Annotated in this window: 22 protein-coding genes and 1 other RNA gene; 15 read left to right on the top strand and 8 right to left on the bottom strand. The window is 66.1% G+C overall.

All coding sequences use genetic code 11. The features are described from left to right. Positions 1-85: 85 nt before the first annotated feature. The gene (locus tag GJV37_RS18950) at positions 86-1,063 is read right to left on the bottom strand and encodes an NADPH:quinone oxidoreductase family protein (protein WP_024765752.1); all 978 of its coding nucleotides are present in this window, start codon (positions 1,061-1,063) and stop codon (positions 86-88) included. A 159-nt stretch (positions 1,064-1,222) separates the two neighbouring features. Here GJV37_RS18950 and GJV37_RS18945 point away from each other — a divergent pair, with 159 nt between their 5' ends. The 4 genes from GJV37_RS18945 to GJV37_RS18930 all read left to right on the top strand — a co-directional run bounded on the left by GJV37_RS18945 (position 1,223) and on the right by GJV37_RS18930 (position 6,795). Beyond that, positions 1,223-1,636 (top strand): flagellar basal body-associated protein FliL, encoded by a 414-nt coding sequence (locus tag GJV37_RS18945; protein WP_037013440.1) that lies wholly within the window; start codon positions 1,223-1,225, stop codon positions 1,634-1,636. 228 nt (positions 1,637-1,864) lie between these two features. Continuing rightward, positions 1,865-2,938 carry an HlyD family secretion protein gene (locus GJV37_RS18940; protein ID WP_193452832.1) on the top strand — a complete coding sequence of 358 codons (1,074 nt, stop codon included), beginning with the start codon at positions 1,865-1,867 and terminating at the stop codon, positions 2,936-2,938. Continuing rightward, positions 2,935-5,667 carry a ribosome-associated ATPase/putative transporter RbbA gene (rbbA, locus tag GJV37_RS18935; protein WP_193452831.1) on the top strand — a complete coding sequence of 911 codons (2,733 nt, stop codon included), beginning with the start codon at positions 2,935-2,937 and terminating at the stop codon, positions 5,665-5,667. Before GJV37_RS18940 ends, rbbA begins: the two co-directional genes overlap by 4 nt. Positions 5,668-5,670: 3 nt before the next feature. Then, positions 5,671-6,795: an ABC transporter permease gene (locus GJV37_RS18930; RefSeq protein ID WP_193452830.1), complete on the top strand. Its 1,125-nt coding sequence runs from the start codon at positions 5,671-5,673 to the stop codon at positions 6,793-6,795. Positions 6,796-6,878: 83 nt separating this feature from the next. Here GJV37_RS18930 and GJV37_RS18925 read toward each other — a convergent pair whose 3' ends face one another. Together GJV37_RS18925 and GJV37_RS18920 are read right to left on the bottom strand one after the other, a co-directional pair. Further along, positions 6,879-8,771, bottom strand: coding sequence for a sensor domain-containing diguanylate cyclase (locus tag GJV37_RS18925; RefSeq protein ID WP_193452829.1), 1,893 nt, complete (start codon positions 8,769-8,771; stop codon positions 6,879-6,881). Between the two features lie 44 nt (positions 8,772-8,815). Further along, entirely contained in the window at positions 8,816-9,277 is a 462-nt protein-coding gene (locus GJV37_RS18920; protein ID WP_037013444.1) for an EVE domain-containing protein, read from the bottom strand. A 308-nt stretch (positions 9,278-9,585) separates the two neighbouring features. Here GJV37_RS18920 and GJV37_RS29680 point away from each other — a divergent pair, with 308 nt between their 5' ends. Next, on the top strand, positions 9,586-9,720 hold the full coding sequence (locus GJV37_RS29680; RefSeq protein ID WP_128082560.1) for a hypothetical protein: 135 nt from the start codon (positions 9,586-9,588) through the stop codon (positions 9,718-9,720). Between the two features lie 24 nt (positions 9,721-9,744). On the opposite strand, the gene GJV37_RS18915 is transcribed toward GJV37_RS29680, so the two are convergent. The 4 genes from GJV37_RS18915 to GJV37_RS18900 form a co-directional block, all read right to left on the bottom strand. Next, positions 9,745-10,374, bottom strand: a complete 630-nt coding sequence (locus GJV37_RS18915; protein WP_193452828.1) for a 5-formyltetrahydrofolate cyclo-ligase — start codon at positions 10,372-10,374, stop codon at positions 9,745-9,747. A gap of 9 nt (positions 10,375-10,383) precedes the next feature. Beyond that, a non-coding RNA gene (gene ssrS, locus GJV37_RS18910) (6S RNA) lies at positions 10,384-10,562 on the bottom strand. Between the two features lie 32 nt (positions 10,563-10,594). Further along, the gene (locus GJV37_RS18905; protein ID WP_024765744.1) at positions 10,595-10,924 is read right to left on the bottom strand and encodes a cell division protein ZapA; all 330 of its coding nucleotides are present in this window, start codon (positions 10,922-10,924) and stop codon (positions 10,595-10,597) included. Next, a complete protein-coding gene (locus tag GJV37_RS18900; protein WP_017521390.1) occupies positions 10,921-11,130 on the bottom strand; it encodes a TIGR02449 family protein in 210 nt (69 codons plus the stop codon). Before GJV37_RS18900 ends, GJV37_RS18905 begins: the two co-directional genes overlap by 4 nt. 182 nt (positions 11,131-11,312) lie before the next feature. On the opposite strand from GJV37_RS18900, the gene GJV37_RS18895 reads away from it, so the two are divergent. From GJV37_RS18895 to GJV37_RS18870, 6 genes are all read left to right on the top strand, one after another. Further along, a complete protein-coding gene (locus GJV37_RS18895) occupies positions 11,313-11,867 on the top strand; it encodes a UPF0149 family protein (RefSeq protein WP_024765743.1) in 555 nt (184 codons plus the stop codon). Positions 11,868-11,875: 8 nt separating this feature from the next. Beyond that, entirely contained in the window at positions 11,876-13,210 is a 1,335-nt protein-coding gene (gene pepP / locus GJV37_RS18890) for a Xaa-Pro aminopeptidase (protein WP_170858040.1), read from the top strand. Position 13,211: 1 nt separating this feature from the next. Next, positions 13,212-14,396, top strand: a complete 1,185-nt coding sequence (ubiH, locus tag GJV37_RS18885; RefSeq protein ID WP_170858039.1) for a 2-octaprenyl-6-methoxyphenyl hydroxylase — start codon at positions 13,212-13,214, stop codon at positions 14,394-14,396. 4 nt (positions 14,397-14,400) lie between these two features. Continuing rightward, positions 14,401-14,883 carry a DUF4442 domain-containing protein gene (locus GJV37_RS18880; RefSeq protein ID WP_170858038.1) on the top strand — a complete coding sequence of 161 codons (483 nt, stop codon included), beginning with the start codon at positions 14,401-14,403 and terminating at the stop codon, positions 14,881-14,883. A 50-nt stretch (positions 14,884-14,933) separates the two neighbouring features. After that, complete coding sequence (locus tag GJV37_RS18875) at positions 14,934-16,151, top strand: 2-octaprenyl-3-methyl-6-methoxy-1,4-benzoquinol hydroxylase (protein WP_065086217.1); 1,218 nt, start codon at positions 14,934-14,936, stop codon at positions 16,149-16,151. Positions 16,152-16,432: 281 nt separating this feature from the next. Next, entirely contained in the window at positions 16,433-17,434 is a 1,002-nt protein-coding gene (locus tag GJV37_RS18870; RefSeq protein ID WP_024765739.1) for an extracellular solute-binding protein, read from the top strand. 16 nt (positions 17,435-17,450) lie between these two features. Here GJV37_RS18870 and GJV37_RS18865 read toward each other — a convergent pair whose 3' ends face one another. Continuing rightward, positions 17,451-17,693, bottom strand: coding sequence for a hypothetical protein (locus GJV37_RS18865; protein ID WP_143514252.1), 243 nt, complete (start codon positions 17,691-17,693; stop codon positions 17,451-17,453). Positions 17,694-17,965: 272 nt separating this feature from the next. On the opposite strand from GJV37_RS18865, the gene GJV37_RS18860 reads away from it, so the two are divergent. From GJV37_RS18860 to gcvP, 4 genes are all read left to right on the top strand, one after another. Then, positions 17,966-19,585, top strand: coding sequence for an ABC transporter permease (locus tag GJV37_RS18860; protein ID WP_170858037.1), 1,620 nt, complete (start codon positions 17,966-17,968; stop codon positions 19,583-19,585). Positions 19,586-19,697: 112 nt separating this feature from the next. Continuing rightward, complete coding sequence (gene gcvT / locus GJV37_RS18855) at positions 19,698-20,780, top strand: glycine cleavage system aminomethyltransferase GcvT (RefSeq protein WP_170858036.1); 1,083 nt, start codon at positions 19,698-19,700, stop codon at positions 20,778-20,780. A gap of 52 nt (positions 20,781-20,832) precedes the next feature. Continuing rightward, entirely contained in the window at positions 20,833-21,222 is a 390-nt protein-coding gene (gene gcvH / locus GJV37_RS18850; protein ID WP_170858035.1) for a glycine cleavage system protein GcvH, read from the top strand. 75 nt (positions 21,223-21,297) lie between these two features. Then, a complete protein-coding gene (gene gcvP / locus GJV37_RS18845) occupies positions 21,298-24,174 on the top strand; it encodes an aminomethyl-transferring glycine dehydrogenase (protein ID WP_193452827.1) in 2,877 nt (958 codons plus the stop codon). Positions 24,175-24,208: the final 34 nt, after the last annotated feature.

The raw sequence follows: 24,208 nt of genomic DNA, 5'->3' as shown, positions 1-24,208 counted from the left end.
CGCGGGCGCAGCCCGCTCCTACAGGTTTTGCTCCGACGTGAAAAAGCCCCGCTGATGCGGGGCTTTTTCATGTCGCGGGCAGCGATCAGCGAACGGTCACCACCACCTTGCCCACGGCCTTGCGCTGGCCCAGGTGATTGATGGCATCGGCAGCCTTGTCCAGCGGGTAGGTCTGCGACACCAGCGGCTTGATCCTGCCTTCGGCGAACCAGGCGAACAGCTGCTGGAAGTTCGCCGCGTTGTCCTGCGGCTGGCGCTGGGCGAAGGAGCCCCAGAACACGCCGACCAGGGACGCGCCTTTGAGCAGGGTAAGGTTGGCCGGCAGCGACGGAATGGTGCCGCTGGCGAAGCCGACCACCAGCATGCGGCCGTTCCAGGCGATGGAGCGGAAGGCTTCCTCGAACAGGTCGCCGCCGACCGGGTCGTAGATCACGTCCACGCCCTGGCCGCCGGTGATTTCCTTGAGCTTGTCCTTCAGGCCGCCTTCGCTGTAGTTGATCAGCACGTCGGCACCGGCGGCCTTGGCCACTTCCAGCTTGGCTTCGCTGCTGGCGGCGGCGATCACCTTGGCGCCCATCGCCTTGCCGATTTCCACGGCAGCCAGGCCCACGCCACCGGAGGCGCCGAGCACCAGCAGGGTCTCGCCCGGCTGCAGGTTGGCGCGTTGCTTGAGTGCGTGCATGGAGGTGCCGTAGGTCATGCCGAAGGCAGCGGCGCTGGCGAAGTCCATGCCGTCGGGGATCGGCATCACGCTGTAGCCGGGCACCGCGACTTCCTCGGCAAAGCTGCCCCAGCCGGTCAGCGCCATCACGCGGTCGCCGGGCTTCACATGGGTGACTTTCTCGCCGACCGCGCCGACTACGCCGGCAGCCTCGCCACCCGGGGAGAACGGGAAGGGCGGTTTGAACTGGTATTTGCCCTCGATGATCAGCGTATCGGGGAAGTTAACCCCGGCGGCATGCACCTGCAGCAGGACTTCGTTCTTCTTCGGCTCGGGGCTGGCGATGTCTTCCAGCACCAGGGTTTCGGCGGGGCCGAAGGCTTTGCACAGCACGGCTTTCATTCGAAGTACTCCGTTGGCGGGTTCTTGTTTCCGAGTGGGGCAGTGTAGGAGTGCAGTGGCAGGGGGCAAATCACCATGGTCTGGGCTTATGCCCCGATATAGCTTGGGCGGCGGCGCGACTGTGGCTATCCTTTGCCCATCGAATCCGGAGACATCGCCTTGAGAGCTTTCCTCGCCCTGTTGCTGGTCCTTTCCTTCAGCCCCTTCGTCATCGCCTCCGAGTCCGAAGAGGCCAAGCCGGAAGACGCCAACAAGCCGGTCTTCGTCGACCTGACGCCGGCCCTGGTGGGTAACTACGGCAGCGGCCCGCGGCTGAAGTACTTCAAGGCCGACATCGCCCTGAAGGTCATCGGCAAGGAAGCGTCGGAGAAGGTCGAGCACCACGAGCCGCTGATCCGCAACCAACTGGTGATGCTGTTTGCCCAGCAAACGGATGAATCCCTCGGCAGCGTCGACGGCAAGGAAAAACTGCGTCAGGAAGCGTTGAAACAGGTGCAGACCGTGCTGCAGCAGGAAGAGGGCAAGCCACTGGTCGACGACCTGCTGTTCAACAATCTGATCGTCCAGCCCTGAGCGCTTCCAGGGGCGTCTGCATGAGCGCAACTCATCTGCGCACCGCAGGCGCTTCCGCTTTCCGGCTGCGGCCACTCGCCGCAATGCCGGTCTGAAAGTCCCGCCGTGCAAGGCGCATAGGAAATTTCCTCTGCGTGCCTGACCTGAATCAAACCCCATTTGCCGCCGGTCGCCGAACATCCCCTCATGATTCGCTCGAATTCGAGCGCCTGGACAAGGGGAAATCGGATGACAGGAAACGCAAAAAGCTGGCGCACCCGCGGTCTCGCGGTGCTGGTGGCGGCCGTGCTCGCCGCGCTGGCCTGGCAGACGTTCAAGCCGACCGGGCTGGGCCAAGGTTTTGCCAGCGGCAACGGGCGCATCGAGGCCACCGAGGTGGACGTCGCGACCAAGCTCGCCGGGCGGGTGGCGGAAATCCTCGTGGACGAAGGCGACTTCGTGAAGACCGGTCAGGTCGTCGCGCGCATGGATACCCAGGTGCTCAAGGCTCAGCTGGCACAAGCCGAGGCCGAGGTGCGGCGGGCGCAGAACGCCAAGCTCACCGCCGAGTCCCTGGTGGCCCAGCGGCACAGCGAGAAGGCCACCGCCGAAGCCATGGTCGCCCAGCGCCAGGCCGAGCTCACCGCTGCGCAGAAGCGCTTCACCCGCACCGAGCAGCTGGTCAAGCGCAACGCCCTGCCGCAACAGCAACTCGACGATGACCGCGCTGCCCTGCAGAGCTCCCAGGCGGCGCTGGCCGCTTCGCGCTCCCAGGTCATCTCGGCTCAGGCCAGCATCGCTGCTGCCAGCTCCCAGGTAATCGAGGCGCAGTCGGCCATCGAGGCCGCCACTGCGAGCACCGTGCGCCTGCAGGCCGACATCGACGACAGCGACCTCAAGGCCCCGCGCAACGGCCGCGTGCAGTACCGCGTGGCGCAGCCGGGCGAGGTCCTGCCGGCCGGCGGCAAGCTGCTCAACATGGTCGACCTGGCCGATGTCTACATGACCTTCTTCCTGCCGTCCGGCCAGGCCGGCAAGGTCGAGCTGGGACAGGAAGTGCACCTGGTGATCGATGCGGTGCCGGAGTACGTGATCCCGGCCAAGGTGTCCTACGTCGCCAGCGTCGCGCAGTTCACGCCCAAGACCGTGGAGACTGCCAACGAGCGCGAGAAGCTGATGTTCCGCGTCAAGGCGCGCCTCGATCCGGGCCTGCTGGAGAAGTACATCACCTACGTGAAGACCGGCGTGCCGGGCATGGCCTATATGCGCCTCGACCCGCAGGTGGAATGGCCGGCTGACCTGCAGATCAAGGTCCCGCAATGAGCGGCGCCGGCTGCGTGGCGCATCTCACCGGCGTCTCGCTGCGCTACGGCGAGACCCGCGCGGTGGACGACGTCAGCCTGGCAATCCCGGCCAACCGCATGGTCGGCCTGATCGGCCCGGATGGCGTCGGCAAGTCCAGCCTGCTGGCGCTGCTGGCCGGCGCGCGGAAGATGCAGGACGGCGAGATCCAGGTGCTCGGCGGCGACATGCGCGATGTGCGCCATCGCCGCGCCGTGTGCCCGCGCATCGCCTACATGCCGCAAGGCCTGGGCAAGAACCTCTACCCGACGCTCTCGGTGTTCGAGAACGTCGATTTCTTCGGTCGCCTGTTCGGCCACGACAAGGCCGAGCGCGAGCGGCGCATCGCCGATCTGTTGCAGAGCACCGGGCTGGCGCCTTTCGCCGAGCGGCCGGCGGGCAAGCTGTCCGGTGGCATGAAGCAGAAGCTCGGGCTGTGCTGCGCGCTGATCCATGACCCCGACCTGCTGATCCTCGACGAACCCACCACCGGTGTCGACCCGCTGTCGCGCAACCAGTTCTGGGAATTGATCGGGCGTATCCGCGCCGGTCGCGAAGGCATGAGCGTGCTGGTGGCCACCGCCTACATGGAGGAGGCCGAGCGCTTCGACTGGCTGGTGGCGATGGACGAGGGCAAGGTGCTCGCCACCGGGACGCCCGCCGAATTGCGCGAGCAGACATCGACGCAGAACCTCGAGGAGGCGTTCATTGCGCTGCTGCCCGAGAGCAAGCGAGCCGGCCACCACAAGCTGGTGATTCCCCCGCGTCCGCAGAATGACGGTGCAGCGCAGATCGCCATCGAAGCCGAGGGGCTGACCTGTCGCTTCGGCGATTTCGTCGCGGTGGACCATGTGAGCTTCCGCATCGAGCGCGGGGAAATCTTCGGCTTCCTCGGTTCCAACGGCTGTGGCAAGTCCACCACCATGAAGATGCTTACCGGCCTGTTGCCGGCCAGCGAAGGCACCTGCGCGCTGTTCGGCCAGCCGGTCAACGCCAACGATATGGAGACTCGCCGCCGTGTGGGCTACATGTCCCAGGCGTTCTCGCTGTACGCCGAGCTGACGGTGCTGCAGAACCTCGAACTGCACGCGAAACTCTTCCACCTTCCGGCCGACGAGATCGGTCCGCGCGTCGAGGAAATGCTCCAGCGCTTCGACCTCGGCAAGGTCCGCAACGAACTGCCCGACAGCCTGCCGCTGGGCATCCGCCAGCGCCTGTCGCTGGCCGTGGCGGTGATCCACAAGCCGGAAATCCTGATCCTCGACGAGCCCACCTCGGGTGTCGACCCGGTGGCCCGCGACGGCTTCTGGGAGCTGATGGTGGAGCTGTCGCGCAACGATGGCGTGACCATCTTCATTTCCACCCACTTCATGAACGAGGCCGAGCGCTGCGACCGCATCTCGCTGATGCACGCCGGCAAGGTGCTCGACAGCGACACCCCGCAGGGATTGATCGACAAGCGCGGCCTGCCCACGTTGGAGGCTACCTTCATCGCTTATCTGGAAGAAGCCGCCGGCAGCGCGCCAGTGCCGGAAACGGCACCTGCTTCAGAGCCGACCACTGAATCCACGCGCTACAAGGGTAGCGATCGGTTCAGTTGGCTGCGCCTGTTCAGCTATGCGCGGCGCGAGGCCATGGAGCTGCGCCGTGACCCGATCCGCCTGACCCTGGCGCTGGTCGGCACGGCGCTGCTGATGTTCATCATCGGCTATGGCATCAACATGGACGTCGAGGACCTGACCTACGCCGTGCTCGACCGCGACCAGACCACCACCAGCCAGGCCTACGCGCTGAACATCGCCGGCTCGCGCTACTTCATCGAGAAGCAGGCGATCCAGGACCCGGACGACCTGGAGCGGCGCTTGCGCAGCGGCGACATCAGCCTGGCGGTGGAGATCCCGCCGAACTTCGGCCGCGACCTCAAGCGTGGCGCCGACCCGGCCATCGGCGTGTGGATCGACGGTGCCATGCCGACCCGCGCCAACACTGTGCTCGGCTACGTGCAGGGGCTGCATGCCAGTTACCTCGCCGACAGGCAAAAAGGCAACGCTGCTTCTACCGGTGCGGCGGCCAGCACCGAGGTGCGCTACCGCTACAACCCGGACGTGGAGAGCCTGAAAGCCATGGTGCCGGCGGTGATCCCGCTGCTGCTGATCATGATCCCGGCGATGCTCACCGCCCTGGGCGTGGTGCGCGAGAAGGAGCTGGGCTCGATCACCAACCTCTACGTCACGCCGGTCACGCGGCTGGAGTTCCTGCTGGGCAAGCAGCTGCCCTACATCGGCATGGGCATGATCAACTTCGTGCTGATGCTGGCGATGGCCGTGCTGCTGTTCCAGGTGCCGCTCAAGGGCAGCTTCCTCGCACTGCTGGTCGGCGCGTTCCTCTACGTGGTGACCAGCACGGGGCTGGGGCTGCTGCTTTCGACCTTCATGAAGAGTCAGATCGCCGCGGTATTCGGTACGGCCATCGCCACCATGATCCCGGCGATCCAGTTCTCCGGGCTGATCCACCCGGTGTCGTCGCTGGAAGGCGCGGCGGCCTTCGTTGGCCAGCTCTACCCGACCTCGCACTTCCTCGTCATCAGCCGGGGGGCCTTCTCCAAGGCACTGGGCTTCCCCGATCTGTGGGTCTACTACCTGCCGCTGGCAGCGATGATCGTGGTGCTGACGCTACTCAGCGTGGCCTGCCTGAAGAAGCAGGAGGACTGAGCCATGAAGAAGCTGTCGAACATCTTCAATCTCGGTATCAAGGAATTCCGCAGCCTGGGCCGCGACTACGCGATGCTGATCCTGATCGCCTGGGCCTTCACCCTGGGCGTCTACAGCTCCGCGACCGGCGTACCGGAAACCTTGCACCACGCGCCCATCGCCATCGTCGACGAGGACCAGTCGCAGCTCTCCTCGCGCATCGTCAACGCCTTCCAGCCGCCCTATTTCCGTGTCCCGCAAATGATTGGCCACGCGGAGATGGACCGGGGCATGGACGTCGGCCTGTACACCTTCACCCTGGACATCCCGCCGGACTTCCAGCGTGACGTGCTGGCCGGGCGGCAGCCGGCGATCCAGGTCAACGTCGATGCGACGCAGACCGGCCAGGCCTTCTCCGGCGCCGGCTACATCCAGAACATCGTCGGTACCGAGGTGCGCGAATTCGTCAGCCGCTACCGCGCCGAGGCGGCGATGCCGGCGGAGCTGGCGGTGCGCATGGAGTTCAACCCGAACCTGACCCAGGCCTGGTTTGGCGCGGTGATGGAGGTGATCAACCAGATCACCATGCTGTCGATCATCCTCACCGGCGCGGCATTGATCCGCGAGCGCGAGCACGGCACGGTGGAGCACCTGCTGGTCATGCCGCTGACCGCCTTCGAGATCATGATGGCCAAGGTCTGGTCCATGGGCACCGTGGTGCTGGTGGCGGCGGCGATTTCGCTGCAACTGGTGGTGCGCGGGTGGCTGGATGTGCCGATCAGCGGTTCGGTGGGGTTGTTCCTGCTGGGCGCGGCGCTGCACCTGTTCGCCACCACGTCCATGGGCATCTTCCTCGGCACCGTGGCTCGCTCGATGCCGCAGCTGGGGCTGCTGGTGATCCTCACCCTGATGCCGTTGCAGATCCTCTCCGGCGGCACCACGCCACGCGAGAGCATGCCGGAGCTGGTGCAAACCATCATGCTGGCGGCGCCGACCACGCACTTCGTCAGTCTGGCCCAGGCGATTCTTTATCGTGGGGCCGACCTGTCCATCGTCTGGCCACAGCTGCTGGCCATCGTCGGTATCGGCGCGGCGTTCTTCGCGGGCGCCTTGTGGCGCTTCCGCCGGACCATCGGGCAGATGGCCTGACGGAGTCACAGAGCCGGCTTTCTCTGTAGCGGCTGGTCTCCCTCAGGGAGAGGCAGCCGTACGCTACGGCTGATGCAAAGGGGTCATCCTGCGCCGAACGGTCCCCTCTCCCTGAGCGAGAGGGGCAGGGCGAGGGGCTCTTCCAGCGGCCAAACGCACGTCTGATTCCGCCCCTTGTGCTTGGCCGCATACAACGCCTGGTCGGCCTGCGCGATCAACTGGTCCGGCTCGGTGTCCTGCCCCGGCGTGGCGATGGCCAGGCCGATACTCATCGTCAGTCGCCCCAGCTCTGCGGCGGGGTGTGCGATGCCCATCTCGGCGACCCGCCGATGAATGCGCGCAGCGACGTGGCTGGCGCCTTCCAGGCCGGTGTCGGTAAGAATGATGACGAACTCCTCGCCGCCGTAACGGCAGGCCACGTCGCCCTCGCGCTGCAAACATTCCTGCAGGCAACTGGCGAGGCGCCGCAATGCGTCGTCGCCGGCCAGGTGGCCGAGGCAGTCGTTGAAGCGCTTGAAGTGGTCAACGTCGAGCATCAGCACCGCCAGCGGCGCATCGGCCCGGCGCAGGCGGCGCCATTCGCTCTGCAACTGACGGTCGAAGTAGCGGCGGTTGTACAACCCGGTCAGCCCGTCCTGCTGCGACAGCTTCTGCAACTGTGCCTCGAGCTGCAGGCGCTCGCTGTTATCGCGAGCCACGGCGATCAGGTAGTCGCGGTCGCCCTGGTGGATCAGCTGGGTATTGATCTCCGCCGGCTGCAGGCTGCCGTCGCGGCGCTGCATCTCGCGCTGGAAGATCATCGACAGATTCAGTCGGTGTGCCTGCTGTACCAGCTGGATCCAGGCGTCGAAACCGGGGATCAGCCGTTCGGGGTCATCGCGCAGCAGGTGGCGGAACTCATCGGCGCTGTAGCCCAGAGCATTGTAGGTAGCGCGGTTCATGTGCAGCAGCTCGCGGTGCTGCAGATCGAAGATGAATAACGCGTCGCGACTGGAGTCGGTGAGGTCCAGCGCCAGCTGCAGGCGTTCGCGGCTCTCGTGCAGGGTGGCCTCGACGGACTGGCGCTGTTCCGCCTCCTGGTTGAGCAGCTGGTTGCTGGCGCTCAGGGCGGTGGCGCGGCGGGCGTTCTCTCGTGCGAGGAACAGCGCTGCCACCAGCAGGAGGCTGATCGCGACGCCGCCGCCAAAAACCACCAGCGGCAACGGCGAGGACAGTGACCTGACCAGTTGCGCCGTCGGGCTGAGTTCCAGTTCGAAGCTGCGGTTGTTGAGCAGGCGCAGCGGTACGCGCAGGGTCTGCTCGGCATCGCTGTCGGGCTGCTCGCGCACGTAGAGCGGGCGGCCATGCTCCAGCAGACGGACGGAAAAAAGCTGGTTGTCGAGTTGTTGCAGCAGGTTGTCCATGAGGTTGCCGACGCGAAATACACCCTGCATGAACCCGTCGAATTGCAGCTCATTGTCCGCGCCACGGATGAATACCGGCGTATACAGTACGAAGCCGCGGCCGCCCTGGAGCAGCTCCACGCTGTCGCTCAGGCGCGGCTTGCCGCTGTTGCGGGCAGCGATGGCGGTGTCGTAGTTGGGGTGACGGTCGGTGAGGTGGAAGCCCAGCGCCGCCTCGTTGCCTTGCAAGGGTTCCAGCCAGCGGATGCGCAGGTCCGGCCCTGACCACTGGATCGACTGGTAGCCCGGGAAGCTGCGCACGTAGAAGCGTGCATCCAACTCCCATTCGGCACGGGGCATGCGGCCGTGGTGGGTCCACAGTTGGGCAAGCAGGTCCAGGCCTTGGACCTGCTCGTGAAGGTTGGCTTCCAGCTGGTGCGCCAGGCTGCGCCCCTGGTAGACCAGGCGCTCCTGCACGCGTTGGCGTTCGCTGCTCGCCAACTCCTTGCCCAGCCAGGCGCTGGCGAGCAGGAGCACGCAGAGCAGACCGCCAAGCCCGAGATAGGTAGCGAGAGAGGACTGAAGGCGGCGCATACGGCGAATTCCGGGGGCTTCAGTAACCTAATAGCACAATGCCTCTACTTGCGCGCCAGGCCGACGACGATCGCCCACTGTTCGGCGGTGACCGGCATCACCGACAGGCGGCTGCCCTTCTGCACCAGGGGCATTTCTTCCAGTCCCGCCTGGGCTTTCAGGGTGCCCAGTGGCAAGACCGACGCGAAGGCCTCGACAAAGCCTACGTCGCGAGCTGTCCACGGATTCTTCTGCTCGCTGGCCTTGGGGTCGTGGTAGTGGCTTTTCGGGTCCAGTGCGGTCGGGTCCGGGTAGGCCTCGCCTTGAATCTCAGCAATGCCGGCAATGCCCGGCTCCGGGCAACTGGAGTGGTAGAAGAAGAACAGATCGCCCGGCTGCATGCTGCGCATGAAGTTGCGTGCCTGGTAGTTGCGCACGCCGTCCCAGCGCGCGGACTTCAGGCGCTGGAGGTCGTGGATCGAAAGTTCGTCGGGCTCGGATTTCATCAGCCAGTAAGCGCGTGCCATCCGCGAGGGTCTCCTTGTGCGTGGCGGGTCGTGATCGCTTTTTATTAAAGATAGGTGTTTCCCTGCGACAAGCTGCCGGCTCGCCGGAAACAAAATGTAGGAAGAATATGTAGGAATATCGGCATGAACATTGCCTGAAAGTGCCGGGAGTTTCGGGGGTGGCCGATCCTCCGACGACCGGTTGGCGCCAGAATTGCGAGACGCCCTGCATTGTCGGAAAATGCCGCCGTTTTTAGCTTGGCCTGCCGGACGGACCAAAAACCACCGCCGGCTGTCATGAACAATTGCCTGGAAGGGGGAGGCAATCGATGAAGCGCAAGCCTGATCTTTTGTGGGTGTTGGTAATACTTTTCGGTCTGGGTGTCGTCACGACCGGTTACACCCAGAGCCTGTGGGAACAACGCCAGGGCAACGCCCCGGTGCAGGTCACCCAGCAGCCCTGATTCGCCGGGGCGCTATCGAGACGGCTATCGCAAGGACCGCGATGCCGTAGCGAGACGGCCATACCAGCCGCCATCCGTCACAATGCCCATCAGCGGCACATCCCAGCTCGCCAGCTCCAGCTTATCGACCTTCTGGCATTCATGCGCCAGGCCCAAAAGCGTCGGTTTCTGCCAATTTTTGCGCATTCCCAGGTAGGCCAGGGTCCGGTCGTAGAACCCCTTGCCCATGCCCAGCCGGCCGCCCTGGGGATCGAAGCCCACCAGTGGCAGCAACAGCAGGTCCAGCGCCCAGGCCGGGCGTTGGCGCCGACGGTCGGCCTGCGGTTCGGCGATGTCGAAGCGATTGCGTACCCAGCGCTCACCAATGCCGACCTGCTGGAAGGTCATGTGCGTGCGTGGCCAGTCCGAGAGCACTGGCAGGTAGGTCGCCTTGCCACGCTGCTGCGCAGCCTTCATCAGGGGACGCGGGTCGATCTCGCCGTCAGCCGGCAGATACAACGCAATGTGCTTGGCCCGGCGAAACAGCGGATGTTGCGCAAGCTGGCGGTACAGGGCCTGGGCGGCGACGCGTTGCTGGAGGGGCGTGAGTGCGCGTCTGACCTGGCGCAGCTGGCGGCGCAGGGCAGGGCGGGAAAGACCATCAGAATGGATCATGGAAGGGTAAAGCTCCCCGGACATGCCGCTGTCGGGTTAGCCCTTGAACCCGAGAGTTCAAGGTGGTGGTTGCAGTAGGCTTTAAGGCTTTCCGTCGTGCGGACATGCACACCAGCCCAACTGGCAACCCCCGTTGTTGCAATTATCGGCTCAGGGACATCACCGACTGGCCAACACACCAGGGAGCGAGACGGATTATACCCCAAGGAAATTTCCGGGGTCAGACTTCACCCTGCTCTTTATCGGTGGTAAGGGGTTCGGTCGTCAGTGCACGATCCACGCGTTCGAGCAGTTCACGCACGCGCTCGCGGGTGGAACCGCTGTCCTGCTCGACGCGCTCCTGCTTGTGCAGCAGGTCGTGGGTGATGTTCAGGGCGGCCATCACCGCGACGCGGTCGGCACCGATCACCTTGCCGCTGGAGCGGATCTCGCGCATCTTGCTGTCCAGATAGCGCGCGGCGCTTTCCAGGTTGACGCGCTCGTCCGGAGGGCAGGCGATGCAGTACTCCTTGTCGAGGATTTGGACGTTCAGGGTATTCGACTGGCTCATGAGTCCTGCTCCAGGGCTTTAAGACGCAAAATCATCGCTTCGACCTTCTGCCGAGCCAAATCGTTCTTCTCGATCAGATGGGCGCGTTCTTCCCGCCAGCTTTTCTCGTTCGCCCGCAGCAGCCGGTTCTCGGCCTTGAGCTGTTCCAGGCGCTGGAGCAGCAGGTCGAACTTGGCGATCAGCGCGTGCAGGTCGGCGTCTTCCATGGGCTCTCGCTTGGGAGTTGCTTAAGTAATCGAGAACTATATAGGACTGCCGTGGGGGTGGGTCAACGCACGGCGGCCCGACGAGTCGTCACATGGTCTTGCGGTGTGCGCCGGTGCTAGGATAACGGACCCTATTCTATGCGCGGCGCCTGATGGCGCCTAGCCGTCACCCGGGTTCGATCATGTCCACTTCCAGCTCCGCCTACACCGCTTTCGCCGCCCTGCTTGCCGAGGCTGCCCTGCCCATTTCCCCTGCCGAACTGCACGGCCACCTGCTCGGTCGCGTCTGCGCCGGCAGTGGCTTCGACCAGGCAGAATGGCTGCAGGCCGCCAGCGACCTGCTCGGCGGCGAGCCGGGCGAACGCCTGAGCGCGGCCCTCGGCGGCCTGCTGGGCATGGTCCAGCAGGACTTCAGCCAGGGCGAGATGGCCGTGGTGCTGATGCTGCCCAACGACGACGCGCCGCTGGCCGAGCGCGCCGTGGCCCTGGGCCAGTGGTGCCAGGGCTTCCTCGCCGGCTTCGGCCTGGCGCTGCGTGCCCCCAGCCTGTCGGACGAAGCCGACGAAGTGCTGCAGGACATCGCCGCCATCGCCCAGGTCGGCGGCCAGCTGGAAGAATCCGAAGATGGCGAGGCCGACTACATGGAAGTGCAGGAATACCTGCGCGTGGCCCCGCTGCTGCTGTTCTCCGAATTCGGCAAGGTGCCGGCACCGGCCGAGAAACCCTCCCTGCATTGAGGTCGCGCATGATCCGTATCGCCAAGTCGGAATACGCCCGTCGTCGCAAGGCGCTGATGGCGCAGATGGAACCCAACAGCATCGCCATTCTCCCGGCGGCGCCGATGTACATCCGCAATCGCGACGTCGAGCACGTCTACCGACAGGACAGCGACTTCCAGTACCTCACCGGCTTCCCCGAGCCGGAAGCGGTGCTGGCGCTGATTCCCGGTCGCGAGCACGGCGAGTACGTGCTGTTCTGCCGCGAGCGCGATCCGGAGCGTGAACTCTGGGATGGCCTGCGCGCCGGCCAGGACGGTGCCATCGGCACCTTCGGCGCCGACGATGCCTTCCCCATCGGCGATATCGACGACATCCTGCCGGGCCTGATCGAAGGCCGCGACCGCGTGTATTACGCGCTGGGCGCCAACCAGGAGTTCGACCGTCGTCTGATGGACTGGATCAACGTGATCCGCTCCAAGGCGCGCCAGGGTGCGCAGCCGCCGAACGAGTTCGTCGCCCTCGACCACCTGCTGCACGACCAGCGCCTGTACAAGAGCGCCGGTGAGGTGAAGGTGATGCGCTACGCCGCGGAAGTCTCCGCCGGCGCCCATATCCGCGCCATGCAGGCCTGCCGTCCGGGACTTTACGAGTACCACCTGGAAGCCGAGCTGGAATACGCCTTCCGCCTGGGCGGCGCGAAGATGCCGGCCTACGGCTCCATCGTCGCCGCCGGCCGCAACGCCTGCATCCTGCATTACCGGGAGAACGACGCACAGATCAAGGATGGCGACCTGATCCTGATCGACGCCGGGTGCGAGATCGACTGCTACGCCAGCGACATCACCCGCACCTTCCCCGCCAGCGGCGTGTTCAGTCCCGAACAGAAGGCCATCTATCAGCTGGTGCTGGACGCGAACATGGCCGCGTTCGACTACATCGCCCCCGGCCGCCACTGGAACGAAGCCCACGAGGCCACCGTGCGGGTCATCACCGCCGGACTGGTGGAACTGGGCCTGCTCAAGGGCGACGTCGACGAACTGATCGAGCGCGAAGCCTACAAGGTCTTCTACATGCACCGTGCCGGCCACTGGCTGGGCATGGACGTGCACGACGTCGGCGAATACCGCGTCGGCGGCGAATGGCGCGTGCTCGAACCGGGCATGGCGATGACCGTCGAACCGGGTATCTACATCGCCCCGGACAACACCGACGTACCGAAGAAGTGGCGCGGCATCGGCGTGCGCATCGAGGACGACGTGGTGGTGACCAAGACCGGCTGCGAAGTGCTGACCAACGGCGTGCCGAAAACCGTTGCCGAGATCGAAGCGCTGATGGCCGAAGCCAAGGCCCAGGCCGCCTGACATGCAACGTACGCAACTGGCCATCATCGGTGGCGGACTCGTCGGCGCGAGCCTCGCGCTGATTCTCCAGGCCGGCGCCCGCGCGCGCGGCTGGCAGATCGTGCTGGTCGAGCCCTTCGCCCCTGGCGACGCCTACCAGCCGAGCTATGACGCGCGCTCCTCGGCGCTGTCCTTCGGCAGCCGGCAGATCTACGAGCGCCTGGGGCTCTGGCAGCAGATCGCTCAGCGTGCCGAGCCCATCACCCAGATCCATGTGTCCGACCGCGGCCGCTTCGGCGCCGCGCGCCTGACCGCGGTGGAAGAGGGCGTTCCGGCGCTGGGCTACGTGGTCGAGAACGCCTGGCTCGGCCAATGCCTGTGGCATGCGCTGGACCCGGAAGTGGTGAGCTGGCGCTGCCCGGCCGAAGTACGCCGGATGGACGCCCTGGGCGATGGCTACCGCCTGACCCTGGACGACGACTCGCAGCTGGATTGCGACCTCGCCGTGCTGGCCGATGGCGGCCGCTCCGGCCTGCGCGAGCAACTGGGCATCAACGTGCGTTCCTCGTCCTATGGGCAGACCGCGCTGATCGCCAACGTCAGCCCGTCCGAGGCCCATCGCGGCCAAGCCTTCGAACGCTTCACCGAAAACGGCCCGCTGGCCCTGCTGCCGCTGCCGGAAAACCGCTGCGCGCTGGTCTGGACCCGCAATGGCCGTGACGCCGAGCGCCTGCGCGAGCTACCCGACGCGGCCTTTCTCGCCGAATTGCAGGACGCCTTCGGCTACCGCCTGGGCACCCTGCACCAGGTTGGCGTGCGCCATGGCTACCCGCTGAGCCTGACCGAGGCCGACGAACAGATTCGCCCGCACCTCGTGGTGCTGGGCAACGCTGCCCACAGCCTGCATCCCATTGCCGGGCAGGGTTTCAACCTGTCGCTGCGCGATGCCAAGGCACTGGGCGACCGCCTGCTGCAGGAAGACGCTGCGCCGGGCGATTTCTCCGTACTGCAGCGTTACCTGGACGGCCAGCGTCTCGACCAGCAGATGACCGTCGGCTTCTCCGACCGCGTCACCCGCCTGTTCTCCAACGACCAGCCGTTGCTGGCCACCGGCCGCAACATCGGCCTGCTCGGCCTTGACCTGCTGCCGCCGGCCAAACGCTGGTTCGCCCGCCAGGCCATGGGCCTGGGCGCCCGGCCGGTCTGATTCGATGGATTCTCGCAAAAGCGCCCGCCGCGCCCGTCTGCTGCGTTTCGGCCTGAATCTCTACCCGCCCTATCTCGGCGCTGGCGTGCGGGTGCGCCATATCAGCGCGGACTTTCGCGAGGTGCGGGTGAAGATGGGCCTGAACCTGTTCAATCGCAATTACGTTGGAACCCAGTTCGGCGGCAGCCTGTACAGCATGACTGACCCCTTCTTCATGCTGATGCTGATGGAGAACCTGGGGCGCGAGTACATCGTCTGGGACAAGGCTGCCAACATCGAATTCGTCAGCCCCGGCAAGGGGCCGGTGTACGCCGAGTTCCGCATCGACCAGAACCTGCTCGACGAAATCCGCGCGCAGACCGCTGGGGGTGAGAAGTACCTGCCGCGCCTGCATGCTGAAGTGCGTGACGGCGAAGGCACCCTGGTGGCGCGGGTGCAGAAGACCCTCTACGTCCGGCTCAAGCCGCGCGCGCGGCAGGCCGCTTGAATTTCGATGCCCGTGCCCTTGCTGCGCGGGCCGCTGAAGAAGGAACGCACATGCACGCGGATCTGGTAATCGTCGGGGCGGGAATGGTCGGCAGTGCGCTGGCCCTGGCCCTGGAAGGCAGTGGGCTGGATATCCTGCTGCTGGACGGCTCGCCGCTGAGCGTCGCGCCGTTCGACCGCGAAGCGCCCTTCGAGCCGCGCGTCAGTGCGCTGTCCGAGGCCAGCCGGCGGATTCTCCAGCGCCTGCACGCCTGGGACGGCATCGCCGCGCGCCGCGCCGAACCTTACCGCGAGATGCAGGTGTGGGACGGCTCCGGCACCGGGCAGATCCACTTCAGCGCCGCCAGCGTACATGCCGAGATGCTTGGCCATATCGTCGAGAACCGCGTGGTGCAGGACGCCCTGCTGGAGCGCCTGCACGAGTCCGCACTCGGCTTGCTGCCTAACGCGCGCCTGGAGCAATTGCGCCATTCCGGCGACGACTGGCTGCTGACCCTCGCCGATGGCCGCGAGATCCGCACGCCGCTGGTGGTCGCCGCCGACGGCGCGAATTCCGCCGTGCGCCGCCTGGCCGGCTGCGCCACCCGCGAGTGGGATTACCTGCATCACGCCATCGTTACCAGCGTACGTTGCGAGAAGCCGCACGAGGCCACCGCCTGGCAGCGCTTCACCGACGACGGCCCGCTGGCCTTCCTGCCGCTGGCGAAGGAGGGCGACGCGCACTGGTGTTCGATTGTCTGGTCGACTACCCCCGAGCAAGCCGAGAAGCTCATGGCGCTGGACGACGACGGCTTCTGCAAGGCGCTCGGGCTCGCCTTCGAGCACCGCCTGGGCGCCATCGAACACGCCGATCGCCGGCTGTGCATCCCGCTGCGCCAGCGCCACGCGAAACGCTATGTGGAGCCGGGGCTGGCGCTGATCGGCGATGCCGCGCACACCATCCACCCGCTCGCCGGGCAGGGCGTGAACCTGGGCTTCCTGGATGCCGCGGTGCTCGCCGAGGTGATCGAGCATGCCCACGCCCGTGGCGAGAACATCGCCGAGGAACGCGTGCTGAGCCGCTTCGAACGTCGTCGCATGCCGCACAACCTGGCCATGATGGCGGCGATGGAAGGCTTCCAGCGCCTGTTCCAGGCCGACCCGCTGGCGGTACGCTGGCTGCGCAACGCCGGGTTGCGGCTGGTGGACAAGCACCATGAGGCGAAAGGTGTGTTTGTGCGGCAGGCGCTGGGGCTGTCGGGGGATTTGCCGGGCTTGGCGCGGGTTTAATCACGGCGACCTGCGGTCCCCCTCTCCCGGAGGGAGAGGGGACTGATCGGCGTGCGCTGATCGTTCAGAGATCGCCGGCTGACTCCGTGATATTCAGATACGCCGAACGGCTCCCTCTCCCTTTGGGAGAGGGCTGGGGTGAGGGGCTCTTGCCTTGCGCCCCGATCGCCCCGCGACCCCAAACCACACCCTCCCGAAACACCCCGACACAAACGCGCCCCTCAGTAGCAAATGAGGTTCCTTATCATTTGCGGGATTTCTTCTCCGCAAAGGACACGCTCATGCTCGCGCGCAAAGGTCTTATCGCCACCCTCCTGCTGGCTGCCCTCGGTAGCACCGCCCAGGCCGCCGACGAAGTGGTGGTCTATTCCTCGCGCATCGACGAGCTGATCAAACCGGTGTTCGACGCCTATACCGAAAAGACCGGGGTGAAGATCAAGTTCATCACCGACAAGGAAGCGCCACTGATGGCGCGGATCAAGGCCGAAGGCGCCAACACCCCGGCCGACCTGCTGCTCACCGTGGATGCCGGCAACCTCTGGCAGGCCGAGAAGATGGGCATCCTGCAGCCCTTCGATTCGCCGACCCTGGACGCGAACATCCCGCCGCAGTACCGCTCCGGCACCGACAGCTGGACCGGCCTGTCGCTGCGCGCACGGACCATCGCCTATTCGACCCAGCGGGTGAAGCCCGAGGAACTGTCGACCTATGAGGAACTGGCTGATGCGAAATGGGAAGGCCGCCTGTGCCTGCGGACCGCGAAGAAGGTCTACAACCAGTCGCTGACCGCCACCCTGATCGAGACCCATGGCGCCGAGAAGACTGAGGAAATCCTCAAGGGCTGGGTGAACAACCTGGCTACCGATGTGTTCTCCGACGATAACGCGCTGCTGCAGGCCATCGCCGCTGGCCAGTGCGACGTCGGCATCGTCAACACCTACTACTACGGGCGCATGCACAAGGACAACCCGCAGCTGCCGGTGAAGCTGTTCTGGCCGAACCAGGGTGACCGGGGCGTGCACGTCAACCTGTCGGGCATCGGCCTGACCAAGTACGCGCCGCACCCGGAAGAAGCCAAGAAGCTGGTGGAATGGATGACCGGCGCGGAAGCCCAGTCGCTGTTCGCCGGCATCAACCAGGAGTTCCCGGCCAACCCGAAGGTCGCGCCGTCGCAGGAAGTGGCCGCCTGGGGTGAGTTCAAGGCCGACAGCATTCCGGTGGAGATCGCCGGCAAGCGCCAGGCCGAAGCGATCAAGCTGATGGACCGCGCCGGCTGGAACTGATGGAAGCGCTGGCGCCTTACTGGCTGTCGGCGTCGCCCTTGTGATCCACTGAAAGCGCCTTGCCGTTCTCCGCCAGCAGGCAGATGAACTGGCCGTCCGACTGGTCGCCGCGGCGCAGTTGGGCGGTCAGGCGCTTGCTGGCGTGCTGCCCGTCCACCTCGCCGTCGTAGGCCTCTTCGCGGATCGACGAGGGCTCCACCCAGGTCTGCTGCCAGCGCTCCTGTACTTGCGGATTCTCGGCCAGGAGCGTCATTGCCATTTGCAGGCAGGCCTCCATGGGAGTGGGCTCGTCGGCCTGAACGGCGCCGCACAGTGTCAGAAGCAGCAGTCCGCAGAGAGAGCGAGGGGAGGACATGGGCTTTTTCCTTGGCAGGTTGGAATGGCAAAGTGGCGGATTCGACCGCACTAGCTTGAGCTTTATCCCTGTCGCATGAGGATCAGGCGAATTCGATACCAATGAGGGAAGTTTCCGTCAGTTCTTCGGTGACATTTCCTGCGAACACCGGCTGATCTCCTGGAATAACGCAACGCATGCGCACCCACCGCTGGACCTCCATCACCTTTGTCGTCGCCGCCCTGGTTTTGCTGCCCATCAGCGTCCTGCTGCTGAGCTGGGCGGAAATCGACCGCGAAATCTGGTCGCACCTGTGGGAAACCCAGATGACGCGCCTGCTGGGCAATACCCTGGTGCTGGTGGCCGGTGTAGGCGTGGGCGTGACCGTGCTCGGCGTCAGCCTTGCCTGGCTCACCAGTCTCTGCGAATTCCCCGGCCGACGCTGGCTGGACTGGGCGCTGATGCTGCCCTTCGCGGTGCCGGCCTATGTGCTGGCGTTCGTCTTCGTCGGCCTGCTGGATTTCTCCGGCCCCGTGCAGACGCTGCTGCGCGAGTGGTTCGGCAGCGGCCTGCGGCTGCCGCGCGTGCGCTCCACCGGCGGCGTGATCACCGTGCTGGTGTTGGTCTTCTACCCCTACGTCTATCTGCTCGCGCGCACCGCCTTCCTCGCCCAGGGGCGCGGCCTGACGGAGGCGGCGCGGGTGCTTGGCCTGTCGCCCCTGGCCGCCTTCTGGCGCGTCGCCCTGCCCATGGCGCGGCCGGCCATCGGCGCCGGGCTGGCGCTGGCGATCATGGAAACCCTGGCGGATTTCGGTACCGTGTCGGTGTTCAACTTCGACACCTTCACCACCGCCGTCTACAAGACCTGGTACGGCTTCTACAGCCTCTCCAGCGCCACCCAGCTGGCCAGCCTGCTGTTGCTGTTCGTGATGCTGGTGCTGCTGGGCGAGCGCTACAGCCGCGGCCGCAGCGGTGTGCCCAACGAGCGCCCGCGTGGTGCGGCGCTGTATCGGCTGCGTGGCTGGAAGGCCCTCGCCGCCAGCGCCTGGTGCCTGCTGGTATTCGCCTGCGCCTTCGTCATCCCGGTGCTGCAACTGGTGGTGTGGGTCTGGCAGAAAGGGCGTTTCGACCTCGACGAGCGCTACTGGGGGTTGATCCTCCACAGCCTGTACCTGGGTGGTTTCGCTGCACTGATCACGGTGGCCGTCGCGCTGTTGCTGGCCTTCGCCCGGCGGCTGTCGCCAACGCCCGCGGTGCGCTCGGCAATCGGCATCTCCAATCTGGGCTATGCGCTGCCCGGCTCGGTGCTGGCGGTGGCGATCATGCTGGCGTTCAGCTGGCTGGATAACCATGCGGTAATTCCGCTGTCCAGCGCCCTGGGCGGCGCCGGCAAGCCCTTGCTGTTGGGCAGCCTCGGGGCGCTGCTGGTCGCCTACCTGATCCGTTTCATGGCCGTGGCCTACAGCCCGCTGGAAGGTGCGCTGGCGCGAATTCGACCGTCATTGCCGGAAGCCTCCCGCAGCCTGGGCGTCGGCGGAACGGGGTTGTTCTTCCGCGTCTATCTGCCGCTACTGGTGCCGGGAGCTTTGAGCGCCGCGCTGCTGGTGTTCGTCGACGTGCTCAAGGAAATGCCCGCGACCCTGCTGATGCGTCCGTTCGGCTGGGACACCCTGGCCGTGCGCGTCTTCGAGATGACCAGCGAAGGCGAGTGGGCGCGCGCTGCGCTGCCGGCGCTGACGCTGGTGCTGGTGGGACTGTTCCCGGTGATCGGGCTGATCCGTCGCTCGGCGCGACCGACCGGTTCTGTGCGGCCCTGAGAATCGGCCGTCGGACAAGCTGTCCAGAGTCCGGTCATGCGACTACAATGCGCGCGTTTCGTGCGGGCCGTACTCGCGCTCCGCACCCGCCTCGCCCGGAAGGAGAACACCCATGGGACAGCGCACGCCGCTCTATGATTTGCACGTCGCCCTCGGCGCCAAGATCGTCGATTTCGGCGGTTGGGACATGCCGTTGCACTACGGTTCGCAAGTCGAAGAGCACCACCAGGTACGTCGCGATTGCGGCGTGTTCGACGTTTCCCACATGACCGTGGTCGACGTCACCGGTCCGCAGGCCAAGGAATACCTGCAGCGACTCCTGGCCAACGATGTCGAACGACTGCAGGTTCCGGGCAAGGCGCTGTACAGCGGCATGCTCAACGAGCGTGGCGGCGTGGTCGACGACCTGATCGTCTACCTCGGCGTGTACGGCTACCGCGTGGTGGTCAACGCCTCGACCCGCGACAAGGACATGGCCTGGATGCAGGCGCATACCGAGGGCTTCGACGTCACCCTGACCGAACGTCCCGATCTCGCGATGCTGGCCGTCCAGGGCCCCAACGCCCGCGAGAAGACTGCCGAGCTGGTCACTCCCGCCCGCGCCGCGCTGATCCGCGAGCTCAAGCCCTTCCAGGGCAAGGCCGACGGTGACTGGTTCATCGCCCGCACCGGCTACACCGGCGAGGACGGCCTGGAAATCATGCTGCCGGCCCTTGAAGCGCCGGGCTTCCTGAATGACCTGGTCGGTGCCGGTATTTCCCCGGCGGGCCTGGGCGCGCGCGATACCCTGCGCCTGGAAGCCGGGATGAACCTCTACGGCCAGGACATGGACGAAGACGTCACCCCGCTGGCCGCCAACATGGGCTGGACCATCGCCTGGGAACCCGCTGGCCGCGACTTCATCGGCCGCAAGGCCCTGGAAGTGCAGAAAGCCGCCGGCGATGCGCCCAAGCTGGTCGGCCTGGTGCTGGAAGAGCGCGGCGTGCTGCGCGCCCACCAGGTGGTCCGCGTCGCCGGCGTCGGCGAAGGCGAGATCACCAGCGGCAGCTTCTCCCCGACGCTCGGCAAATCCATCGCCCTGGCCCGTGTGCCGGCGGCCACCGGCGATCGCGCCGAGGTGGAGATCCGTGGTAAGTGGTACCCGGTTCGCGTCGTTCAGCCGAATTTCGTGCGTCATGGCAAAGCCCTGATCTAAATTGCATAGGGCGGCATTGCCGCCCGTCGCCCAGTCCTCGAGGAACAACAAGATGAGCAATATCCCCGCCGACCTGCGTTACGCCGCCAGCCACGAGTGGGCGCGCCTGGAAGCCGACGGTACCGTCACCGTGGGCATCTCCGACCACGCCCAGGAAGCCCTGGGCGACGTGGTCTTCGTCGAACTGCCGGAAGTGGGCAAGACCCTCGCCGCCGGCCAGGAATCCGGTGTGGTCGAGTCGGTGAAGGCCGCCTCGGACATCTACGCCCCGGTAAGCGGTGAAGTCATCGCCGTCAACGACGTGCTGGCCGACACCCCCGAAGAAGTGAACAACGATCCGTACGGTTCCTGGTTCTTCAAGCTCAAGCCGAGCAACCCGGGCGAGCTGGACAAGCTGCTCGACGCCGCCGGCTACCGCGCTGCCAGCGACGCCGACGCGTAAGACACTGCTGTACACACAGGCCTCGATTCGTCGGGGCCTGTTCTTTTCAGGGAACGCCCTTTCGAGACCGTGGCCATGTCGAACACCCCTTCGCTTTCCCAGCTGCACCAGCCTGATGCCTTCCTCGCCCGCCACCTGGGCCCCGATGCCGCCGAGCAGCAAGCCATGCTCGACACCCTGGGCCTGAACAACCGCGACGACCTGATCGTGCAGACGGTCCCGCCGGCCATCCGCCTGAACCGGCCGCTGGACCTGCCGACCGCCCTCGACGAGCAGGGTGCACTGGCCAAGCTGAAGGGCTACGCGCTGAAGAACGAGCTGTGGACCAGCCTGATCGGCACCGGCTACTACGGCACCCTGACGCCGACCGTGATCCTGCGCAACGTGCTGGAGAACCCGGGCTGGTACACCGCCTACACCCCGTACCAGCCGGAGATCGCCCAGGGCCGTCTCGAATCCCTGCTGAACTTCCAGCAGATGACCATCGACCTCACCGGCCTCGATCTCGCCAGCGCCTCGCTGCTGGACGAAGCCACCGCCGCCGCCGAGGCCATGGCGCTGGCCAAGCGCGTGGCCAAGGCGAAGAGCAACCTGTTCTTCGTCGACAGCCACTGCCACCCGCAGACCATCTCCGTGGTGCAGACCCGCGCCGAAGCCTTCGGCTTCGACGTGGTGGTCGACGAGGTGGACAACCTCGGTCAGCACCCGGTGTTCGGCGCGCTGCTGCAGTACCCGGATACCCGTGGCGAGGTGCGTGACCTGCGCCCGCTGATCGACGCGCTGCACGCCCAGCAGGCGATCGCCTGCGTCGCCAGCGACCTGCTCGCGCTGCTGCTGCTCACCCCGCCGGGCGAGCTGGGTGCCGACGTGGTCCTGGGCAGCGCCCAGCGCTTCGGCGTGCCGATGGGCTACGGCGGCCCGCACGCAGCCTTCTTCGCCTGCCGCGACGAGTACAAGCGCGCCATGCCGGGCCGGATCATCGGCGTGTCCAAGGACGCCCGTGGCAACACCGCGCTGCGCATGGCGTTGCAGACCCGCGAACAGCACATCCGCCGCGAGAAGGCCAACTCCAACGTCTGCACCTCGCAGGTGCTGTTGGCCAACATCGCCAGCCTGTACGCCGTGTACCACGGCCCGCAGGGCCTCAAGCGCATCGCCCAGCGCGTGCACCGCCTGACTTCCGTGCTGGCCGCCGGCCTCGCTGCCAAGGGCCTGAAGCCGGTCAATCAGCACTTCTTCGATACCCTGACCTTCGATGTCGGCGCGCAGCAGCAGGCCATCGTCGAGCGCGCCCGCGCCGCCCGCGTGAACCTGCGGATCGTCGGCGAGGACCGCCTGGGCGTGAGCCTGGACGAAACCACCAGCGCCGAGACCCTCGCCAGCCTGTTCGATATCTTCCTGGGTGCCGGCCATGGCCTGGATGTGGCGCAGCTCGACGCCGGCCAGGTCGCTGACGGCATTCCCGCCGCGCTGCAACGCAGCAGCGACTACCTGACCCACCCCGTCTTCAACCGCCACCACAGCGAAACCGAGATGCTGCGCTACCTGCGCCAGCTCGAGGGCAAGGACCTGGCGCTGAACCAGGCGATGATCCCGCTGGGCTCCTGCACCATGAAGCTCAACGCCACCAGCGAGATGATCCCGATCACCTGGCCGGAATTCGCCACGCTGCACCCCTTCGTGCCACGCGAGCAAGCCGAGGGCTACCGCCTGATGATCGAGGAGCTGGAAAGCTGGCTCTGCGCGATCACCGGCTTCGACGCCATCTGCATGCAGCCCAACTCCGGCGCCCAGGGCGAGTACGCCGGCCTGCTGGCGATCCGCAAGTACCATGAAAGCCGTGGCGATGCGCACCGCAATATCTGCCTGATCCCGTCCTCGGCCCACGGCACCAACCCGGCCTCGGCGATCATGGCGAGCATGCGCGTGGTCATCGTCGAGTGCGACAAGGGCGGCAACGTCGACATGGAGGACCTCAAGCGCAAGGCGGCCGAAGCCGGCGAGCAGCTGTCCTGCCTGATGATCACCTACCCGTCCACCCACGGGGTGTACGAGGAAGGCATCCGCGAAATCTGCGAGGTCATCCACGGCCACGGCGGCCAGGTCTACATGGACGGCGCCAACCTCAACGCCCAGGTCGGCCTGGCGCGTCCGGCGGACATCGGTGCCGACGTGTCGCACATGAACCTGCACAAGACCTTCTGCATTCCCCACGGTGGTGGCGGCCCGGGCATGGGCCCGATCGGCGTGAAGAAGCACCTCGCGCCCTTTGTCGCCAACCACCCGGTGATCCGCATCGAAGGCCCGAACCCGCTCAACGGCGCGGTCAGCGCCGCGCCCTGGGGCAGCGCCAGCATCCTGCCGATCAGCTGGATGTACATCGCCATGATGGGCCCGCAACTGGCCGACGCCACCGAGGTGGCGATCCTCAACGCCAACTACCTGGCCCAGCAGCTCGATGGCGCCTTCCCGGTGCTCTACCGTGGCCGCAACGAGCGCGTTGCCCACGAGTGCATCCTCGACCTGCGTCCGCTCAAGGCGCAGACCGGGATCAGCGAGGAGGACGTGGCCAAGCGCCTGATGGACTACGGCTTCCACGCCCCGACCATGTCCTTCCCGGTGCCGGGCACGCTGATGATCGAGCCTACCGAGAGCGAGTCCAAGCACGAGCTGGACCGCTTCATCGAGGCAATGCTGTCGATCCGCGCGGAGATCGCCAAGGTCGAGACCGGCGAATGGCCGGCCGAAGCCAACCCGCTCAAGGGCGCGCCGCACACCCTGGCGGATGTGACCGGGCTGTGGGATCGCCCCTACCAGATCGCCGAAGCGGTGACCCCCACCGAGCACACCCGTGCCTTCAAGTACTGGCCGGCAGTGAACCGCGTGGACAACGTCTACGGCGACCGCAACCTGTTCTGCGCCTGCGTGCCGGTGGACGATTACCGCGAATGAGCGGTGCGTTGAATTGAAAAAGCCGCCTTCGGGC

Source organism: Pseudomonas nitroreducens, from assembly GCF_010994165.1.
In the GTDB taxonomy this organism is placed as follows: Bacteria; Pseudomonadota; Gammaproteobacteria; order Pseudomonadales; family Pseudomonadaceae; genus Pseudomonas; species Pseudomonas nitroreducens.
This window is presented reverse-complemented; position numbering and strand designations above follow the sequence as displayed.

What these genes read in the sequence shown, in the direction of transcription:
- GJV37_RS18950 (WP_024765752.1), bottom strand. Translation starts at nt 1,063, where the DNA reads ATGAAAGCCGTGCTGTGCAAAGCCTTCGGCCCCGCCGAAACCCTGGTG.
- GJV37_RS18940 (WP_193452832.1), top strand. Translation starts at nt 1,865, where the DNA reads ATGACAGGAAACGCAAAAAGCTGGCGCACCCGCGGTCTCGCGGTGCTG.
- rbbA (WP_193452831.1), top strand. Translation starts at nt 2,935, where the DNA reads ATGAGCGGCGCCGGCTGCGTGGCGCATCTCACCGGCGTCTCGCTGCGC.
- GJV37_RS18930 (WP_193452830.1), top strand. Translation starts at nt 5,671, where the DNA reads ATGAAGAAGCTGTCGAACATCTTCAATCTCGGTATCAAGGAATTCCGC.
- GJV37_RS18925 (WP_193452829.1), bottom strand. Translation starts at nt 8,771, where the DNA reads ATGCGCCGCCTTCAGTCCTCTCTCGCTACCTATCTCGGGCTTGGCGGT.
- GJV37_RS18920 (WP_037013444.1), bottom strand. Translation starts at nt 9,277, where the DNA reads ATGGCACGCGCTTACTGGCTGATGAAATCCGAGCCCGACGAACTTTCG.
- GJV37_RS29680 (WP_128082560.1), top strand. Translation starts at nt 9,586, where the DNA reads ATGAAGCGCAAGCCTGATCTTTTGTGGGTGTTGGTAATACTTTTCGGT.
- GJV37_RS18915 (WP_193452828.1), bottom strand. Translation starts at nt 10,374, where the DNA reads ATGATCCATTCTGATGGTCTTTCCCGCCCTGCCCTGCGCCGCCAGCTG.
- GJV37_RS18905 (WP_024765744.1), bottom strand. Translation starts at nt 10,924, where the DNA reads ATGAGCCAGTCGAATACCCTGAACGTCCAAATCCTCGACAAGGAGTAC.
- GJV37_RS18900 (WP_017521390.1), bottom strand. Translation starts at nt 11,130, where the DNA reads ATGGAAGACGCCGACCTGCACGCGCTGATCGCCAAGTTCGACCTGCTG.
- GJV37_RS18895 (WP_024765743.1), top strand. Translation starts at nt 11,313, where the DNA reads ATGTCCACTTCCAGCTCCGCCTACACCGCTTTCGCCGCCCTGCTTGCC.
- pepP (WP_170858040.1), top strand. Translation starts at nt 11,876, where the DNA reads ATGATCCGTATCGCCAAGTCGGAATACGCCCGTCGTCGCAAGGCGCTG.
- ubiH (WP_170858039.1), top strand. Translation starts at nt 13,212, where the DNA reads ATGCAACGTACGCAACTGGCCATCATCGGTGGCGGACTCGTCGGCGCG.
- GJV37_RS18880 (WP_170858038.1), top strand. Translation starts at nt 14,401, where the DNA reads ATGGATTCTCGCAAAAGCGCCCGCCGCGCCCGTCTGCTGCGTTTCGGC.
- GJV37_RS18875 (WP_065086217.1), top strand. Translation starts at nt 14,934, where the DNA reads ATGCACGCGGATCTGGTAATCGTCGGGGCGGGAATGGTCGGCAGTGCG.
- GJV37_RS18870 (WP_024765739.1), top strand. Translation starts at nt 16,433, where the DNA reads ATGCTCGCGCGCAAAGGTCTTATCGCCACCCTCCTGCTGGCTGCCCTC.
- GJV37_RS18865 (WP_143514252.1), bottom strand. Translation starts at nt 17,693, where the DNA reads ATGGCAATGACGCTCCTGGCCGAGAATCCGCAAGTACAGGAGCGCTGG.
- GJV37_RS18860 (WP_170858037.1), top strand. Translation starts at nt 17,966, where the DNA reads ATGCGCACCCACCGCTGGACCTCCATCACCTTTGTCGTCGCCGCCCTG.
- gcvT (WP_170858036.1), top strand. Translation starts at nt 19,698, where the DNA reads ATGGGACAGCGCACGCCGCTCTATGATTTGCACGTCGCCCTCGGCGCC.
- gcvH (WP_170858035.1), top strand. Translation starts at nt 20,833, where the DNA reads ATGAGCAATATCCCCGCCGACCTGCGTTACGCCGCCAGCCACGAGTGG.
- gcvP (WP_193452827.1), top strand. Translation starts at nt 21,298, where the DNA reads ATGTCGAACACCCCTTCGCTTTCCCAGCTGCACCAGCCTGATGCCTTC.